Annotated in this window: 19 protein-coding genes; 13 read left to right on the top strand and 6 right to left on the bottom strand. The window is 43.9% G+C overall.

What is annotated here, in order from left to right; all coding sequences use genetic code 11:
• Nucleotides 1-42 precede the first annotated feature (42 nt).
• Nucleotides 43-1,041 carry an acyl-CoA reductase gene (locus tag C7460_RS06590; protein ID WP_115867294.1) on the bottom strand — a complete coding sequence of 333 codons (999 nt, stop codon included), beginning with the start codon at nucleotides 1,039-1,041 and terminating at the stop codon, nucleotides 43-45.
• Nucleotides 1,042-1,125: 84 nt separating this feature from the next.
• Here C7460_RS06590 and C7460_RS06595 point away from each other — a divergent pair, with 84 nt between their 5' ends.
• On the top strand, nucleotides 1,126-1,470 hold the full coding sequence (locus tag C7460_RS06595; RefSeq protein ID WP_115867295.1) for a 4Fe-4S binding protein: 345 nt from the start codon (nucleotides 1,126-1,128) through the stop codon (nucleotides 1,468-1,470).
• 83 nt (nucleotides 1,471-1,553) lie between these two features.
• On the opposite strand, the gene C7460_RS06600 is transcribed toward C7460_RS06595, so the two are convergent.
• Entirely contained in the window at nucleotides 1,554-2,456 is a 903-nt protein-coding gene (locus C7460_RS06600; protein ID WP_115867296.1) for a DUF58 domain-containing protein, read from the bottom strand.
• 178 nt (nucleotides 2,457-2,634) lie between these two features.
• On the opposite strand from C7460_RS06600, the gene C7460_RS06605 reads away from it, so the two are divergent.
• The 4 genes from C7460_RS06605 (at nucleotide 2,635) to cas6 (ending at nucleotide 6,136) form a co-directional block, all read left to right on the top strand.
• Nucleotides 2,635-2,979 carry a DUF3276 family protein gene (locus C7460_RS06605; RefSeq protein ID WP_115867297.1) on the top strand — a complete coding sequence of 115 codons (345 nt, stop codon included), beginning with the start codon at nucleotides 2,635-2,637 and terminating at the stop codon, nucleotides 2,977-2,979.
• 72 nt (nucleotides 2,980-3,051) lie between these two features.
• Entirely contained in the window at nucleotides 3,052-4,149 is a 1,098-nt protein-coding gene (locus tag C7460_RS06610) for an AI-2E family transporter (RefSeq protein WP_317127688.1), read from the top strand.
• Nucleotides 4,150-4,151: 2 nt separating this feature from the next.
• On the top strand, nucleotides 4,152-5,249 hold the full coding sequence (gene ychF, locus C7460_RS06615; protein ID WP_115867298.1) for a redox-regulated ATPase YchF: 1,098 nt from the start codon (nucleotides 4,152-4,154) through the stop codon (nucleotides 5,247-5,249).
• Between the two features lie 77 nt (nucleotides 5,250-5,326).
• Nucleotides 5,327-6,136, top strand: a complete 810-nt coding sequence (cas6, locus tag C7460_RS06620; protein ID WP_170147914.1) for a CRISPR-associated endoribonuclease Cas6 — start codon at nucleotides 5,327-5,329, stop codon at nucleotides 6,134-6,136.
• Here the strand turns inward: cas6 and C7460_RS06625 are convergent.
• Nucleotides 6,122-7,408: a type IX secretion system plug protein gene (locus C7460_RS06625; RefSeq protein WP_115867300.1), complete on the bottom strand. Its 1,287-nt coding sequence runs from the start codon at nucleotides 7,406-7,408 to the stop codon at nucleotides 6,122-6,124. The genes cas6 and C7460_RS06625 overlap by 15 nt on opposite strands.
• A gap of 73 nt (nucleotides 7,409-7,481) precedes the next feature.
• Here C7460_RS06625 and C7460_RS06630 point away from each other — a divergent pair, with 73 nt between their 5' ends.
• The 4 genes from C7460_RS06630 (at nucleotide 7,482) to C7460_RS06645 (ending at nucleotide 13,414) form a co-directional block, all read left to right on the top strand.
• The gene (locus tag C7460_RS06630) at nucleotides 7,482-8,042 is read left to right on the top strand and encodes an RNA polymerase sigma factor (protein ID WP_115867301.1); all 561 of its coding nucleotides are present in this window, start codon (nucleotides 7,482-7,484) and stop codon (nucleotides 8,040-8,042) included.
• A complete protein-coding gene (locus C7460_RS06635; protein ID WP_115867302.1) occupies nucleotides 8,020-9,360 on the top strand; it encodes a hypothetical protein in 1,341 nt (446 codons plus the stop codon). Before C7460_RS06630 ends, C7460_RS06635 begins: the two co-directional genes overlap by 23 nt.
• A gap of 440 nt (nucleotides 9,361-9,800) precedes the next feature.
• Complete coding sequence (locus C7460_RS06640; protein WP_245986207.1) at nucleotides 9,801-12,338, top strand: DUF5916 domain-containing protein; 2,538 nt, start codon at nucleotides 9,801-9,803, stop codon at nucleotides 12,336-12,338.
• Nucleotides 12,339-12,439: 101 nt separating this feature from the next.
• The gene (locus C7460_RS06645) at nucleotides 12,440-13,414 is read left to right on the top strand and encodes a deoxyhypusine synthase family protein (RefSeq protein ID WP_185148289.1); all 975 of its coding nucleotides are present in this window, start codon (nucleotides 12,440-12,442) and stop codon (nucleotides 13,412-13,414) included.
• Nucleotides 13,415-13,416: 2 nt separating this feature from the next.
• Here C7460_RS06645 and C7460_RS06650 read toward each other — a convergent pair whose 3' ends face one another.
• Nucleotides 13,417-13,992, bottom strand: a complete 576-nt coding sequence (locus C7460_RS06650) for a hypothetical protein (protein WP_115867305.1) — start codon at nucleotides 13,990-13,992, stop codon at nucleotides 13,417-13,419.
• Between the two features lie 135 nt (nucleotides 13,993-14,127).
• Here C7460_RS06650 and hppD point away from each other — a divergent pair, with 135 nt between their 5' ends.
• Genes hppD through C7460_RS06670 form a run of 4 tightly spaced genes read left to right on the top strand, consistent with a single transcriptional unit; the run spans nucleotide 14,128 to nucleotide 16,593 of the window.
• Nucleotides 14,128-15,258, top strand: a complete 1,131-nt coding sequence (gene hppD, locus C7460_RS06655) for a 4-hydroxyphenylpyruvate dioxygenase (protein ID WP_115867306.1) — start codon at nucleotides 14,128-14,130, stop codon at nucleotides 15,256-15,258.
• Nucleotides 15,259-15,298: 40 nt separating this feature from the next.
• The gene (locus C7460_RS06660) at nucleotides 15,299-15,670 is read left to right on the top strand and encodes a hypothetical protein (protein WP_147302873.1); all 372 of its coding nucleotides are present in this window, start codon (nucleotides 15,299-15,301) and stop codon (nucleotides 15,668-15,670) included.
• Nucleotides 15,671-15,673: 3 nt separating this feature from the next.
• Nucleotides 15,674-16,324 (top strand): deoxyribose-phosphate aldolase, encoded by a 651-nt coding sequence (gene deoC, locus C7460_RS06665; RefSeq protein WP_115867308.1) that lies wholly within the window; start codon nucleotides 15,674-15,676, stop codon nucleotides 16,322-16,324.
• A 2-nt stretch (nucleotides 16,325-16,326) separates the two neighbouring features.
• Complete coding sequence (locus C7460_RS06670) at nucleotides 16,327-16,593, top strand: acylphosphatase (RefSeq protein WP_115867309.1); 267 nt, start codon at nucleotides 16,327-16,329, stop codon at nucleotides 16,591-16,593.
• Here C7460_RS06670 and C7460_RS06675 read toward each other — a convergent pair.
• Together C7460_RS06675 and C7460_RS06680 are read right to left on the bottom strand one after the other, a co-directional pair.
• Nucleotides 16,590-17,090, bottom strand: coding sequence for a hypothetical protein (locus C7460_RS06675; protein WP_115867310.1), 501 nt, complete (start codon nucleotides 17,088-17,090; stop codon nucleotides 16,590-16,592). The two genes, C7460_RS06670 and C7460_RS06675, sit on opposite strands and share 4 nt — an antisense overlap.
• Nucleotides 17,091-17,206: 116 nt before the next feature.
• Nucleotides 17,207-17,692, bottom strand: coding sequence for a hypothetical protein (locus C7460_RS06680; RefSeq protein ID WP_115867311.1), 486 nt, complete (start codon nucleotides 17,690-17,692; stop codon nucleotides 17,207-17,209).
• Nucleotides 17,693-17,822 lie beyond the last annotated feature (130 nt).

A 17,822-nucleotide genomic window follows, 5' to 3' on the forward strand; every position in this document is an offset into this window, starting at 1 on the left:
ATACAATCAAAAAAGCCTGATGAATTTCATCAGGCTTTTTTGTTATAACTCGGTTAGAAACTTCATAGTGTCCACATTGTCGGCATAGTCTGTCACCTCAGGGAGCTGTGCCGTGCCAAATGGGATGTGATCTTTGCCTACGATGCACTGGATTTTGTTTTCATAGCCGGCAATAACATCACGTAGCTGGTTGGTGTCAGAGTACTCCTGAGCATAAAGCACAGAAATGGGGGAGACCAGTTCATCTGTTTGTGTAAAGAGTAAAAACCCATTATCAAGATGGTCTTTGCCATTCACCAGGTAGATGGATTTGTGGTAGTCGTAATTGTTGCGGTATTTGAAGTGGTCACCTACAGATTTGTAAGACTCTATCGCTTCAAAAAAATCCTGAGGATTATAGCCTTTGGGTACGAATAGTTTAGATACGTTTCGGCAACCAAGTCCAAAATACCAGAAGATGTCTTTGCCTAAGGCCTCTAGTTCTTCGCTGGTTTCACTTCCGTCAAGAATCGCTATGGAGGTGCGGTTTTTGCGTATGATTTTTGGGTGGTCTTTGAAGTAATACTCAAAATAACGTGCCGTATTGTCACTGCCGGTGGCTATCAACGCTTCCACATCATTGAGACGCTCGCGTATTTCTAGTTGAGCAGCCAGGTCTGGGGAGATCTCCGTGAGCCAGTTGATCAATAGTTTCATCAGGTACTCGTCCTGACTACTTAGTTTTATTGCGGCTTTGTGTCCGGATATAAGTACACACAGCAGATCATGAAACCCCACCAGCGGGATGTTTCCCGCCATGATGATGCCCACTACTTTGGCAGTTTTCGGCGTAAGGTTGTTATAGTTGGCTACCCAGCTTTCTAGTTTGGGTTTTTCCAATAGATAAGCAACTCCATCCAGCGCACGCTTCACATTGTCTTCAGTAAACCACTGGTTATGGTTTTTCGCCCTGAAGGCGTGATCTTCAAGAGATTCTCTTGAGATATTTTTGATTTTATCACCTAAAATTGAAAAAGCTTCAATTCTTTCTGCAAGTGTCATGGAATTGTTACGTTAATATTTGCACGCAAACTTATTGTAGATAATTTTGTTAGCTGTTGTTGTACAACATAAATAAATAGAGTAATGGCAATAATGATCACAGATGAATGCATCAACTGCGGTGCATGCGAGCCGGAATGCCCAAACACTGCTATCTATGAAGGTGGCGAAGAGTGGAAATGGTCTGACGGTACAGATCTGACAGAAGTGGAAATGGAGGACGGATCCGTGGTAAGCGGTGATGAATCCCAGGAACCCGTGTCTGACGAGTTTTACTACATCGTGGCTGGAAAATGTACCGAGTGTACAGGTTTTCACGAGGAGCCACAGTGTGCTGCTGTCTGTCCGGTAGATTGTTGTGTGCCAGATCCTGATTACGAAGAGACCGAAGAAGAGCTGACAGCCAAGAAAGATTGGCTTCACGTTTGACAAAATATCAAAAGCGGGCTCTGGCCCGCTTTTTTTGTATTAAGGTCTGGTAGATCAACACAAAGGAGCTGCGGCTCCTTTGCTTATTTCATTCGCTTGCGTTTGATCAGATAGGCTCCCAGAATTTTTTCAAATGGCTCCTGCACGTCAGCTTCTACCAAATCTATCTTATAGGTGCCACACCGGATTTTTAGCTCGTGGTATAGTTTTTTCATTTGCTCCTGGTATGCCGACTTCACTTCCCCGGGGTTTAGCTTTATTCGCTCTTTGGTTTCCAGATCTATAAACTGATGTGGTCGGTCTTCAAACTCAAAACCCAGTTCGGTTTTTTGGTCTGTTACATGAAAGATGAGCACTTCATGTTTGTTGTGTTTGAGGTGTTGCAATGCTGCAAAAATGGCTTCCAGGTCATTGGCCTGCTGAAACATGTCACTGAATATGATTACCAGCGATCGTTTATGAATCCGGTCAGCAATTTCGTGAAGCACTTTGGCTACATCCGTTTGGGGCACACCCTGATTATCTAATGTCTGACCGAGCGATGTGAGCAATTGATTGAGGTGAGTCTTTGTGGATTTGAGGGCACTCTGATATACCACTTTATCAGCAAAAGTGGTGAGACCTACTGCATCACGCTGCTTGGTGAGTAGGTATGCCAGGGCCGCTGCACAGACTGCCGAAAATCGGATTTTAGACTGTGAATGAGCCGGGTAGTACATGGACGAAGAGACGTCAATCAGCAAATGAGCGCGCAGATTTGTTTCTTCTTCATATCGTTTGGTATAGAGCCGATCGGTTCGGCCATATACTTTCCAGTCTACATGGCGAGTGCTTTCGCCAAAGTTGTAAAGCTTGTGTTCGGCAAATTCTACGGAAAACCCATGGTATGGGGATTTGTGTAATCCAGTGATAAAACCCTCAACGAGTTGTTTGGCAAGCAAGTCCAGGTGTTCAAATTGACGAATGTCCGAAAGTCGAATGTTCATTAAATAATTGTTAAGCAAATTGACTTAAAGCATTTAATCACACTAATGTAAGACTATTTTTCCCGGTAATGTTGCAATATCACGTTTGCATTTGTCAATTTTAAAATGCTATATTTAATTACTTTTTAAATAACATTGTAACGATAACACTTTTAGCTAACATCAAACCTTAAGTACTGTGGAAGAGAATAAGGATAAAGGGAGAGACGAAATATATTCTAAAAGGGTAAGGGCTGGCAAGAGGACTTACTTTTTCGATGTGAAGTCTACTCGGTCAAACGACTACTACCTGACCATCACTGAAAGTAAGAGAAGGTTTAAAGATGACGGGTTTTTCTACGAAAAGCATAAAATCTTCCTTTATAAAGAAGACTTCCACAAGTTTGTAGAAGCACTCAACGATACTGTGGAGCATGTGAAGACAGAATTACTCCCTGAAGTAGATTTTTCAGAATACGAAAACCGCGAAGAAGAGCCTGCACTGAATCTAGCTAGTGATGATTCAGAACTAAAGTGGGACTAACTGCCGGTTTCTAAAGAAATGGAGGCTCTCTGATAGGAGGGCTTTTTTTGTTTGAGCTAATCCCTATGCTGCGTGAAGATAAACAGAACACTTACTGGCATTCTGACTGTAGTGATCTTATTGGCAGTGGCCATCTGGTACTTCTCCAATATTTTTGCATATATCACCATTTCTGTGGTTTTGGCTACTGTACTCAGACCACTCACTAATCAGATCAATAGAATACATGTTTTTGGTGGGCGCATCCCCCGATCACTGGCCATTGTTAGTTCTTATCTGGTAGTAGTTGCTGTGTTGTCCTTATTTGTGGTGTTATTTATCCCCTTGATTTCTGATCAAATAGAGGTGTTGTCGTCTTTAGAGTTTAACCGTGTGTTCGATTCGCTTGTGCAGCCCATTCGGTGGTTAGAAAATTTTATGATTACCAATCACGTCACAGAGCGTGAGCCGGGATTTATGGTAGAGTCTGTCAGGGCAGGGATCGTTTCATTTATACAGGGTATCAACTTTACGGAAATACTCAATCAACTCATCTCCTTCACCGGAAGTTTTTTTGTGGGGTTGCTCGCCGTTACTTTCATTACATTTTTCCTGCTGTATGAAAATGGCATTATCCGAAGACAAATTATTTCAATCGTACCAAATCAATATTTTGAAGTATTTATTTCAGCACTTTATAAGATTGAGCGTCTGCTCTCCAACTTCCTGCTAGGTATACTTTTTCAAATGTTTTCGATCTTCTCGATTGCTGGCATAGGGCTTACGATCGTAGGGGTCAATTATGCACTTACAATAGCAGTTTTCGCAGCCTTTGCCAATTTGATTCCTTACTTGGGCCCCATACTGGGAGGCACCTTCGGAGTTTTGGTAGCACTGAGTACATCGGGTGATTTTGCACTTACCAATGATACCATCATCTTGATTGTTAAAGTTTTCTCCGTTTTTGCTGTGGTACAGGCTACTGATAACATTGTATTACAGCCGCTTATTTTTTCGAAAAGTGTAAAAGCGCATCCTTTAGAAATTTTTGTCATTATTTTTGTGGGCGCAACCATAGCGGGTATTCCCGGTATGATAACGGCAATTCCAGTTTATACAGTTGTAAGGGTTTCATTTACAGAAATTTACGCTGGATTTAATCAGTATAAAGTATTTAAAAGCACCAATTAAGTATGGGTTTAAAATGTGGGATAGTAGGGCTTCCGAATGTTGGGAAATCCACTTTATTTAATGCACTATCCAATGCGAAAGCAGAAGCAGCCAATTTTCCTTTTTGTACCATAGAGCCAAATGTGGGCGTTATCACCGTTCCCGATGAGCGTTTAGATGTACTCAAAGAGCTGGTAAACCCCGAAAAAGTGGTGCCTACCGTGATTGAGTTCGTGGATATTGCCGGCCTGGTCAAAGGTGCCAGTAAAGGTGAAGGACTAGGTAATCAGTTTTTGGCCAATATCCGAGAAGTAGACGCTATCATCCACGTTATCCGTTGCTTTGATAACGACAATATTGTCCATGTGGAGGGAAAAGTAGATCCTGCCGATGATAAGAGTGTGATAGATACGGAACTTCAGCTCCGAGACCTGGACTCTATAGATAAGCGTATCCAGCGCGTGGAGAAAATAGCCAAGTCTGGTGATGCCAAGGCGAAGAAGGAGATGGAAGTGCTGAAGGCATTTAAAGCACATATAGAGTCTGGTCAAAATGCTCGTGCGCTGGAGATGGATAAAGAAGATCGAATAGTGATCAAAGAGCTTCAGTTGCTCACTGATAAGCCGATCATCTATGTGGCTAACGTGGAGGAGGAAAATGTAAATAGCGGAAACGCTTACAGCAAAGTGCTTGGAAAAATCGCGGAAGAGGAGCACGCTCAGATGGTGCGCGTGTCTGCAGCACTGGAAGCACAGATTGCGGAGTTTGACGATCCCGATGACAAGGCGATGTTCCTGGAGGAATATGGTTTGAAGGAGTCTGGGCTCAATCGACTGATTTTCGCAGCATATTCGTTACTCGATCTAATCACCTATTTCACCGCTGGTGTACAAGAGGTACGTGCCTGGACCATCAAACGTGGATGGAAAGCTCCACAGGCGGCTGGAGTGATTCATACTGACTTTGAGCGAGGCTTTATTAAAGCTGAAGTGATTAAATTAGAAGATTATAAACAATATGGCTCAGAGCAGGCCTGTAAAGAAGCTGGGAAATTGTCCATCGAAGGAAAAGACTATGTCGTCCATGATGGTGATGTGATGCATTTTAGGTTTAATGTCTAGTTATTTTACCCGACATCTAAACAAATAAGAATGTAGCTCGGTTTTTTTAGCGTAACCATTTTTTAATTGCTAAGAAGGTGAGGATTCGTATTACATTCAAGGTGAAGAACCGCGGCGGACTTGTGCCGTTTCATCACCAGTATCTGATTGCGCAAGTGTTTAAGGGACTACTCCTGGCAGAAGGCGATTCAGCATACAAAAACTATGCATTTTTTAGTTTTTCGGGCATCAAAGGCCAGACGAAACTAAGCAGGAATGGTCTGCACTATAATTCACGAAAAGTAACCATAGTGGTCTCATCTGCCAGTAGGGAGTTTATGGACCATTTGGTGAAGCTGGTACTCCGGGCCGATGAACTGTCAATAGGGAATCTTACCATCATACCGGAAATAGCTGAAGAAGAACAAGCAGTGGTTTTTAAACGGGAAACGAAATATGTCTGTATTTCACCGCTCGTACTTCTACCTCCGGCCTTTAATGATGATTCGGCCAAGGCGTTTATCCCCCCAGAAACGGATGAGTTTTCTGACTTGCTCTATGACTCTACAATTACACGAATGACAGAGTTTGGTATAGACACTTCCAAAATCGATGAGGTGCAAAAATTTCAGCTGGTGCCGGATGCAGGTTATTTACAAAAGATCAAATCTTCAGGTAAAAAGTTTGCACGGATCTATCCTGTGTATGATCAGGATGTGAAATGCGAAGCACGAGGGTATACGTTCCCATTTACTTTGTTCGCGGCTCCAGAAGTGCAGGATTTTATTTTCACTTGTGGCCTGGGAAGTCATTGTTATAAAGGATTTGGGATGCTGGACCTGGCTCATTCAGATCCCACAGCAAGAGCTGTGTTGTATGCTACTAAGGAGCAGTTAGTTACCGCTTAACAACTGTCTGTACCCCACCACCTCGTCGTAATTATTCGCTGGATCCCTATAATATACCAGTACTTCATAAGAATTCTCCGTTTGGTAGTGACTACCTTCCAAAGCGTCTACAGGGAGGTTGTCAGCCAAAACCCAATAACAATAATTATAGTAGCCCTGCTTTAGAAGTAGCTGACCTTCGTAGGTCCGTGTGTTTGGGTTGTAATGCATCTGATTTTGTGGTGTGAGGTTCCAGTTGTTAAATTTCCCCCGTATATATACCTCTCCAGACAATGGCTCCGACTCCAGCCGGAAATTTACCTTCACATATTCGCTTTCCAGATACGTGTCGTTCGGGTCATGGTTTTGAAGGAAAAAGTCCCCATTGATATCCTCATTTAGCTGGGTGTAGGCAAGGGAGTGTCGAGATTTATCCAGCATTAGCTGCGCAGAAATACCCTTTTCCTCCTTGATAATATGTGCCACATTCATTCCCCGGTAGTCTACAGATCGCAGATCAAAAAAACGAAATTCCTTCAAGCCGGGAAACTCGTTTTCGCCTGTTAGGTGGTGATACTCCAGATAGCCCTGATCGGGGCGTGTTAGAGTAGGTTGTAGGTCTCGGATGGCGGTGTTCCAGTCGTGGTTTTGGAGTATGACCATGTGGAGGTCCTGCATTGGCCTGAGGTTTGTCTGAGGGTCATATTTTACACTAAAATTTATCTGGTGATTGGCTCTTCTATTTACTACGGCATTGCTTGATTTGATCGAGGCGCTAACGGTAGTACGGTTTTCATACACGACCAGTCTCCGGGTAAGTACCAGATCTTGTTCGTTACCGTCTCGATAAACTTTCAATAAATAGTTTCCCGAGATCGTTGGGAGTGGGAGTGATGCCTGGTAGTGTACATAAAGCTCACGTGTATTGGCAGAAAAGTCATAGGTGTCCAGATCAAATTCATTGTATTGATTCATATACTGGATGTCGCTGAGTGTAGATCTGGTCCAGTCAGCATTGCAGTGAACATATTTTGCTTTGAGGTATTCTGCGTCTGCTATGAGCAAGTCAAACTTGCAGGTAAACCCTTGGGAGCCAAGTGGAGTGATAGGATCTTCCAGGCTTGCTTGTGGGTCAGCAGAGGTGGGGTAAACCTGCACCATCCCAACATATGGTTCATAATCCCAGTTGTTAAAAGTGAGCTGCTTGGTGGAGTTGTTGCTCGTGGTGGAAGCTGGTACACAGCTACTTAATGTTGTAGCAATGATGATGGTAAATAATGGTATATATTTCATAGCTTTGTTTAACGTCTCGCAGTTCCAACCATTTGGCTGCGGCTTGGGTCTCTAAATTATAAAACTGTACTGAATGGCTTTCAGTGATCAAGAGTTAATTGACGGCTGCTGCAAAGGAGAACGTAAAGCACAGCGCGAACTGTATAATAAATACAGCTCGCAAATGTATGCTGTGGCCATGCGCTACTCGAAAATGCAGCAAGAGGCAGAAGACATCCTTCAGGAATCTTTTCTAAAGGTTTTTCAGAACATTGAAAAATTTAGAAAGGACTCCTCATTGCCGTATTGGATCAAACGCATCGTTGTGAATACGGCTCTGAATCATCAAAGGAGCAAATTGTATTTGTACCCGATGGTGGATATAAGTGATCTGAATAATCAGTCGGACACTGAACTCACCCTTTCGAGTTTTGGTCATAAGGAACTGATGGAGATGATCAGAAGGTTGCCAACAGGCTGTCAGGTGATTTTTAACCTTTATGCTATTGAAGGTTACAAGCATCATGAGATTGCTAAAATGCTAGAGATTAGCGAAGGGACCAGTAAGTCACAGTACGCGCGGGCTAAAAGCCTGCTGAAAGAATGGATAGTGGAGAGCAACACAGTGAACTATGGCAGGGCGGGAGAATTCTGAAGATTTTGAGCGAGAATGGCAACAGGCCTTTGAGGGTTTCGAGCAGGAACCACCAACTGGTGTGTGGGGGCAGATAGATAGTCAGCTTACCTACCAGCAGATGAAGGCTTACCGTGCTAAAGCAGCTATGTATCGTTGGGTGGCTGCTGCCGTTATACTATTGGCTGTAGGTGTTACGGCCTGGCAGTACCACTACCTGAGCAGTAAAGAAGTGATTCGCTACAGTGCTGCTGTAAATGCAGACGCTCCAGACCAGGAAGAGCAAACTTTTAGCTGGAACATCCCATTGTGGTTTGCCGATGAAGAAAAGAAGACTACAAATTTTGTAAAGCAAAATCTGGTAGCGGGATCCACAGGAGATCGTGAGATGTACCTCCAGTCTGGAGTATATGGTAATATAGAAGGATCCACATCAGTTCGAGAAGAACTATCATTGGAGCGCCTGGGTGTTGCAGGGGCACTAGCCGTTCCTACTAACCTCACACCAGATCATTTGCGCATACTTCCAGTATATAATTTTGAGAAGCAAAAACTCAAAGCAGACCCCTCCAGGTATTGGGCAGGTCTCAACGTAGGGTCTGCAGGCTTCAAACCTAATTATCAGTCTTTTGACAACCAGCTGGTGTCAGGAAATAACAGAAGTCAGGCGGCTTTTAGTCTGGCAAGCAATGACGCTGTAGATACCAATTCACCTCCAGTTCGTGAGGATATGTCTGCAGGGGAGACGGTTTCCTTTGGTGTCAATTTCGGCGTGAAGCTTAGCGATCGGTGGGTGTTGGAAAGCGGACTGCAATATGCACGTGCGGAAGCAACAACGGTGACGAATATAGCCATACAGACCAGTGCTTATCAGGAGGTAATACCGGCTACTAGTCAAGTGCAAAGTGTAGAAAAAGTAAATAGCACACTTCGTCGTGACAAAGTAGTGGAGTATGAATATCGGGATATCGATTTGAATAATCAGTTTGAATTTGCTGCTGTGCCTGTGAAAGCAGGCTACCGATTATTGGATGATCGGCTCAGTCTCGAGCTAAATGCTGGTGTAATCGCCAATGTATACCTGGGCAATAAGCTCAGTGGCTCAGATGATGTGGCTAGTATCACCATAGGGCCCGGCAACGAGTCGCCGTACCGTGATTTGAGCTTTAGCGGCTTGGCAGGAGTAGAAATGGGCTATCAGCTTTTTAGAAATTTTGACGTTGTAGTGGAGCCCAATTACCGTCGGGCACTGAGTCCATTGACCAAACAAAATAGTGGTTTTAGAGCTAACCCGGCTGGTTTTGGACTGATGACAGGAATTCGTTACAATTTTAACTAAGAATAGTCCAACCATTTTATACAAGCTTGTGTCTTAATAATCCTAACATCAAATGCTGTAGTGATTATGGAAAAAATCGAGACGAAAAACCCCGAAAACGCGAGTGAAAAACAAGATTTTCTAAAGTTGTCTACATTGACTCTGCTAATCTTGATTATACTTTCGCTCCTCTACACTGGCTGATCAATGCCAGTGTTATCAAAATTTATCTTCCAAAATTATTAATGCTTTAAAGTGATTATCGGCACCTCTGGGTGCCGATAATCACTTTAATTTGCCGAGTACTTAATTTTTGTAACTTCTTGTCGCAGGTAGAGTATCTCTTTACACCAATCTATTCCTGCGATATGTTTTTTCGACCACTATTTGCCTTTACACTATTGGTGTGCTGTTGCCTCATTGCAGGTGCTCAGTCCCCCAGAAAAACTTATGAAACTGAAATGGTTTCAGGGGAGCCTCCCCTTATAGATGGTTATCTGGATGATGAGTCGTGGGGACAGGTAGAGTGGGGTGAAGACTTTATTCAGCGGATGCCAGATGATGGCGCTGCTCCCTCCCAGCAAACACGCTTTAAACTCTTATACGATACTAAATACCTCTATGTAGCTATTCAGGCTTTAGATGTTGAGCCTGAGAAAATTGTTCGTAGAATGTCACGCCGTGATGGTTTTGAAGGTGATTTTGTGGAAATTAATATCGATAGCTATAGCGATAAACGCACCGCTTTTAGTTTTTCAGCCTCTGCTTCCGGTGTGAAAGGAGAGGAGTATGTCTCCAATAATGGTGACAACTGGGACTCTACGTGGGATCCTATTTGGTACCTAAAGACTTCTCTCAATAAAGATGGATGGATAGCCGAGTTTAAAATTCCTTTGTCGCAATTACGGTTTGCCGACAAGGAAAAGCATGTGTGGGGGGTGCAGGTGATGCGCTATATCTTTCGAAAGGATGAGCGTTCATACTGGCAGCCAATAGCTCGGGATGCTCCAGGTTGGGTTCATCTGTTTGGTGAGTTGCACGGTATCAAGGGCATAGAGCCTCAGCAGCAGTTGGAAATTCAACCTTATGTGCTCGGGCAGACTGAACACTCTGAAAAGGAAGAAGGAAACCCCTATGCCACTGGCGTACACAATTCTCTTGATTTTGGTGTAGATGCTAAAATTGGCCTGACAAGTGACATAACGTTAGACCTAAGTATCAATCCCGATTTTGGGCAGGTAGAGGCTGATCCATCCAGGGTAAACCTGTCAGCCTTTCAGTTGTTTTTTCGTGAACGCAGGCCCTTTTTTCTGGAAGGAAACAATATCCTCAATTTTGACTTAACCAACTCGCAGGCTGGTGGCTGGTACAACAATGACAACCTGTTTTATTCGAGGAGGATAGGTAGGCGCCCCAGTTATTACCCACGAGATGAAGATATTCAGTATGTAGATCGTATTGGCAATACACGAATTTTAGGTGCGGCTAAGCTTACCGGGAAAAATAAAAATGGTTTTTCATGGGGAGTATTGGAGTCTGTCACTGCTGAGGAAAAAGTGGAAGTGCAGGATACTTTGGGAGGAAGACGTAAGGTGGCAGTGGAGCCTATGACCAATTATGCGGTGGCTAGAGTACAGCAAGATATCAATGAGGGCAATGCATTGATAGGAGGTATGATTACTTCTACCAATCGGTTTATCAATGATCCCCAGTTTAATTACCTCCACGACAATGCGTATTCTGCAGGAGTGGATTTCACCCAAAACTTCAATGATCGCAACTACTACATCTCTCTGAATGGCTTTTATAGTCATGTGAATGGCAGTGCAGAAGCCATTGAGCGTACTCAACGATCATCGGTGAGGTATTTTCAGCGACCTGACAACAGGCATCATCAGGTGGATACCAGCAAGGTGCAGCTGAATGGGACGGGCGCTACAGTAAATATTGGAAAGCGTAACGGAAATATAGTTTTTCAAACTGGTATGACTACCCGATCACCCGAAGTATCTCTCAATGATGTGGGCTTTTTGCGGCAGGCAGACTATATCGCTCAGTATACCTGGGTGGGATTCCGTACGCTTAATCCGGTAGGACCTCTTCGGTCATACAGGCTCAATGGAAACCAATACCTTAATTGGGACTATGACGGTGTGCTGTTATTTAAAGGACTCAATTTTAATCAGCATCTTCGTTTTAATAACCTCATGGAACTGGGGTCGGGTTTCGATATATCTGGAGATAATGTGTCCAATGCGGACTTGCGCGGTGGACCAGCTATACGGTACCCAGGTCGACATGAGTTTTGGGTGTATGGCGGTACCAATGATCAGAAAAAGTTTTCTGTGAGTGGTTTTTACTGGAAAGGAGCAGGCTCTGAGCATTTTTATAATGGTCATGGATTTGGTGTGAACATAAATTACCAGCCCACAGATGCACTTCGTCTTTCTGTAGAACCTGATTTTAGCTTTAATGATAACCGGCTGCAATACGTTACTACCTACGAAGATGATGAGCAGGCGTATCTGCTAGGCAGAATACAGCAAACCACTTACTCTGCATCTGTAAGGCTAAACTATATCATCACACCAAACCTCAGCGTAGAGTATTGGGGGCAGCCATTTATTTCTTCAGGAGAGTATAGCGAATTTAAAACCGCGGTGCGACCAGGCGCAGAGCAGTATGAAAGCAGGTTTCATCAGCTCGGGCCGGATGAGATCCGGTATTCATCTGAGAACAACACCTATAGTATTCTGCGCACTGATATGGAACCGTTTGAACTAAACAATCCCAATTTCAATGTGATGGAGTTTCGGTCCAATTTTGTGATTCGCTGGGAGTATGTGCCTGGTTCTACGCTGTTTTTGGTTTGGACCAGCAATGAAAATGAATTTCACCGATCAGAGAAAAACAGATTTACCAATTTGACGAAGGACCTGTTTTCCAATAAAGCCTCCAATATCTTCCTGATTAAGTACACCTACAGGTTCATTTTGTAATGTGAGATTTTTCCGCTTTTTTCGGAATTGAATGTGTGTATGTTTTCGTTACAAAGCCGTGAACTGCATGTAGCTTTGCGGTCTATATAACAACAATGACTATGTCTGAAAAACCAATAACCTCCTTTATAGAGAAGCATTTTCTCCACTTCAATTCTGCGGCACTGGTAGATGCTGCAAAGGGTTATAAAAGCCATTTGGAAAGTGGTAAGAAGATGTTGATTTCACTGGCTGGAGCTATGAGCACCGGAGAGCTGGGGATTTCATTGGCAGAGATGATTCGAAACGACAAGGTGCAGATCATCTCATGTACGGGTGCCAATCTGGAAGAAGATATTATGAATCTGGTGGCACATAGCCACTACAAGCGTATTCCTAATTACAGAGATCTGACGCCTGAGCAGGAGCGAGAGCTACTGGATCAGGGCCTCAACAGAGTGACTGATACCTGCATTCCTGAGGAGGAGGCCTTTCGCAGGTTACAAGAGCATATTTTCAAAATCTGGAAAGATGCTGAGGCAAACGGTGAGCGCTATTTCCCGCATGAATTTATGTACAAACTTCTCAAGTCGGGCGTGCTGGAGCAGTACTATGAAATAGATCCCAAAAACAGCTGGATGCTGGCGGCGATGGAGAAAAACCTGCCAATGGTTGTGCCTGGATGGGAGGACTCTACCATGGGAAATATTTTTGCTTCTTACTGCGTGAAAGGCGAATTGAATCCGAGTACTATGAAGTCAGGAATCGAGTATATGACCTTCCTGGCAGACTGGTACCTGAAAGAGGCTGGTACAGAAGGAGTTGGTTTTTTTCAAATTGGTGGCGGTATAGCCGGAGACTTCCCTATTTGTGTGGTTCCTATGCTTTATCAGGATTTGGAAAAAGAAGATGTGCCGTTTTGGAGCTACTTCTGCCAAATATCAGATAGTACTACCAGCTACGGGTCTTATAGTGGTGCTGTGCCAAATGAAAAGATTACGTGGGGCAAATTAGATGCCGATACGCCAAAGTTTATCGTAGAGTCTGATGCCACCATTGTGGCGCCGCTGATTTTTGCCTATGTGCTCGGCTGGTAAGCTTATTTCGATTTGGGCTCTAGTTCGCCACGCATAAAAGCATTGTACTCTTCGCAGGTGAGGTAAGCCTCACCTGCCGAATAGGGGCAGGTTTGGTAGATAAAATCAAACGCTCCTTTTTTGATCACCACGCCCTCTCCACGACACACTGGGCAGATCATTTTTTCCAGACCACCACAGTCAAATTCACCACTGGCCAGCTCATCTTTGAGTTGTTGTTCGTCTTTTTGCATGAGTTTCAGGTAGGCATCTTCTGACTGCTCCAGTAGACTCGAGGCTTCTTCATAAAACCGTCCAGATGTACCCTTAAGCTGTAGGTATTTGTTGAGCCAGTTGATGCTTTGCTTGTATTTGCCAAGGTAAAAGCTGTTTTTGCCAAAATAAAAGGCCAGATTGGAAGGAAGTACGGTCATATTATTGAGAACGTAGACAAATTCCTTGTTGGCTCCCTCATAGTTGCCAAGGTTCATTAGCTCCACGGCATCATCCATTTTTTTGTTGAGGGCAGTTTCTGCCAGGTTTTGCGCTGTGCTGCTCAGGCCAATGAGTATACCAATTGCGATAAGAGTACTTTTCATCTATTAATTTTCGAAAACGTAAATATGGACAAATTAATCGGACGGTGTGAAGCTTGCAGATTGCAAAAGCTGTGCCGTCCTGGTTTGACATAGCGCGCGAATCACATTAACTTCGTGCAAAACCCCAATATAAACATGGAAAACACATTAACACCAAACCCAGTGGTGCCTAGTGAAGCGGATTTCTTGCCGATCAATGGTACCGATTACATAGAATTATACGTAAGCAACTGCAAGCAGGCTGCACATTACTACAAAACAGCATTTGGCTTTCAGGATTTGGCGTATGCCGGACTAGAGACCGGGCAGCGTGATCAGGAATCTTATGTGCTGGTTCAGGACAAAATCAGACTGGTTTTGACGTCTCCACTAAAGTCAGGGACCAAAATAGGTGAACACATCGATAAGCATGGCGATGGAGTGAAAGTAGTGGCCTTATGGGTAGATGACGCTCGTAAGTCTTATGAAGAAACCACAAAGCGTGGTGCCAAATCATATATGGAGCCGGTAGTGGAACAAGATGATCAGGGTGAAGTAGTGCGAGCAGGTATTTATACTTATGGAGAGACTGTCCACATGTTCGTGGAGCGCAAAAACTATAAGGGAGTTTTTCTGCCTGGATTCAAATCATTGGAGACCAGCTATCAGCCAGCACCCATAGGTCTGAAGTATGTAGACCACATGGTGGGCAATGTAGGCTGGGGAGAAATGAATACCTGGGTGAAATTTTACGCCGAGGTTTTGGGCTTTTCACAGTTGGTGTCTTTTGATGACAAAGACATATCCACCGAATATACCGCACTCATGAGTAAGGTGATGAGCAATGGCAATGGCCGGATCAAGTTTCCTATCAATGAGCCTGCTGAAGGGAAAAAGAAATCTCAGATCGAAGAATACCTGGATTTTTATGAAGGAGCTGGCGTGCAGCACATTGCGGTAGCCACGGACAACATTATCGAGACTGTGACTGCCCTGCGTGATCGCGGAGTGGAGTTTTTGAGAGTGCCAGGCACTTATTATGATGATCTGCTGGATCGTGTAGGAGAGATCGATGAGGACCTCACACCACTAAAAGAGCTGGGGATATTGGTAGACCGTGACGATGAAGGATATCTCTTGCAGATATTTACCAAGCCAATAGAGCCAAGACCTACGATGTTCTTCGAGATTATCCAGCGGAAAGGGGCCAAATCTTTCGGGAAAGGAAATTTTAAAGCGTTGTTTGAAGCGATAGAACGCGAGCAAGAGATTAGAGGTACCCTATAATATTCTCGTGATTTAGCGTTTAGAAAGGAAAAAGCCAGGTATGCGAATAGTAGGAGTTTTAATTGCAGGCGTGTTGATAATGGTGCTTTCAGGTACAGCTTTTGGTCAATCTACCAGAGAAGTGACCACACCCAAGCCTCCAGCACCTCAATATCAGGCAAGTAAAAAATCTTCGAAAGGCTTTTTCCTTTTCAATCTTTTTAAAAAGAAAAACAAGCCTGTAACCACACAAGAGGAGGTGGCAGACTTTCGAAAGCGGATGAAGAAAACTGCTCGGAAGAATGCGAAGGTGGAGAAAAAAATGCAAGATCCACAATACAGTAATCCGCTGTATTTTGGGCATAAAAAGCCTCCGAAGCGCAGGCCTCCGGGCAAAAAGAAATTTTGTAAAGAATGTGGCTTAGTGCACTGATCCATGAAATCCATCGCCAGATTTATTGAATCTACCAATTTATCTCCAACCCTCACAGGCAAAGATGTGGATGCTCTGGTGGCAGAGGCCAAAGCTCTGGAGGTGTTAGGTGTATGCGTGCCTCCCTTTTGGGTAAAGCGTGCAGCTAGAGAAATAGCTGAGGACGACCTGCAGCTGGTGACGGTAGTTGGTTTTCCGCTAGGCTACCAGATGACAGAAACCAAAATAGAAGAAGCCCGATTAGCCATTCGCGATGGAGCTAATGAATTAGACATTGTGTGGAGTATTTCGGCTTTTAAAGATGGAATGCCCTGGCCCAAAATAGAACTCGCTAAACTATCGAAAGTAGCTCATGACGAGGAGGTGCTTTTAAAAGTTATCATCGAAGTGGCGTATCTTAGTAGTCAGGAGATAGAAATGGCTTGTCGGATTTGTGCTGATGCTGGTGTTGATTTTGTAAAAACCTCTACTGGTTTTGCTAAGGGGGGGGAAGTTACTCCAGATCACATAGCAGCTTTGAGGGGATGTCTGCCTTCCAATGTAGGCATTAAGGCCTCTGGTGGCATACGCACCAAAGAGCAAGCATTGAATCTCATCACTGCAGGAGCTGACCGTATTGGCACCTCTAGTGCAAGGGCGATCATAACGGATTAAAAATGGCGCGAGTAATTCATTGTCATGGTAAAGTGCAGGGCGTTTTCTTCAGAGCGTCTACCAAAAGTGAAGCAGATAGGCTTGGCTTGAATGGCTGGGTGCGTAATGAGGCTGATGGTACGGTGATGATACATGCAGAAGGTGACTCACAGGCTTTGGATGCGCTTGCTAGCTGGGCACAGCAAGGGCCAGAATATGCTCGGGTAGATGACGTACAACAGGTAGAAGTACCTGATAAAAATTATCAAACTTTTGAGATCAGGCGCTAAGCGGCCTTTAGCATCTTATTGCGAGTGATTTTGAGCTTGAAGTGGCTTAGGATCGTCCGCCGTACTCCATAATACAAAAACTTACTGTTTGTCCCTTGTTTGAGGATACAAGCCTTGATGATGGCTCGGTAAATTTCCGGTTTCAAACAGAAATACTTCATCCACTCTTCAAAGGTTTCCGACCAGGCTTCTGCATATACTTCGTAGTGGCTACGCCCGTCCCAGATGATTTCCAGCTGATTGTTTCCGCGCTCGTAGCGATAGATAGCAGACACGATTTCATAAAGCTCCTGCAAAAAAGTAGTGTCGAACACTTCTACGCTTTTCAGCTTCAGGATAAAATCGTCTACCAGGCCCATCGGGTTTTCCATCTGCATGTATCCGTCAAAGGCTATCTCTACCCATCGCTGCAGTAGCTGAGGCTCCACAAAGCCCTGTGCGGCGCGGAGGATCGAGTTTTTGTCCTGATCGAAATATTTGTCCTGATACTGATGCATCTATGTGCTGGCTGCTTAGGTAATCCGTGTTGTGATGTGGAATTTTAACAATAAAAAAGGGAACGGCAAAAACCGTTCCCCAAAGATATTGAATATTGTGATATTCTCTTCCTGAATTACAGGCTGAATACAAAAGTCCAGCTTCCATCAAATCCAGCTACACGGCTTCCAGAACCTGTTACATCAAAGGTAAGAGTTGCACTTGTAGGGTTTTCTTCACTGTCTGTAACTATCGTCACATTAGAAAGTCCTCCACCTCTTTCGATGGAAGAAGTGCCCTCTCCAGCAAAGCTCCATGTAACAGATGTGCCGTTTTCACCAAACACATCAGCAGCACCAGCATTGTCAGGCACTCCTGAAGGAGTGTATGTGCCAGTTTTAGTTTCAGTGTCAAATGTCCAGTTCAGGGTGAGTCCGCTCCATTCGGTGCGATCTCCATCACTAGAGTGCGTAGCGCTCTGAAGGGTCCAGGAGCCAACTAAGGCTGCACCAAAATCCGCTTGCGGATCCGGGTCTTCTCCTCCAGAATCTTTTTTACATGATACAAAAACAATCAGTGAACAAAATACTAAGGCAGTTAGTAGTTGAGTGATTTTTTTCATAAGTAAGTTTAAGAAGTAATTTGTATTACACGTGCAAACTATTCAAAATTAAGCTTTTCCTTGCATTTTATCTAGAAAGAATTTGCTTATGTAATGAGTAAGTATGGTTTTAAGTATGATTTAATGTATT

It is taken from the genome of Marinoscillum furvescens DSM 4134 (genome assembly GCF_003386095.1).
GTDB lineage: Bacteria > Bacteroidota > Bacteroidia > Cytophagales > Cyclobacteriaceae > Marinoscillum > Marinoscillum furvescens.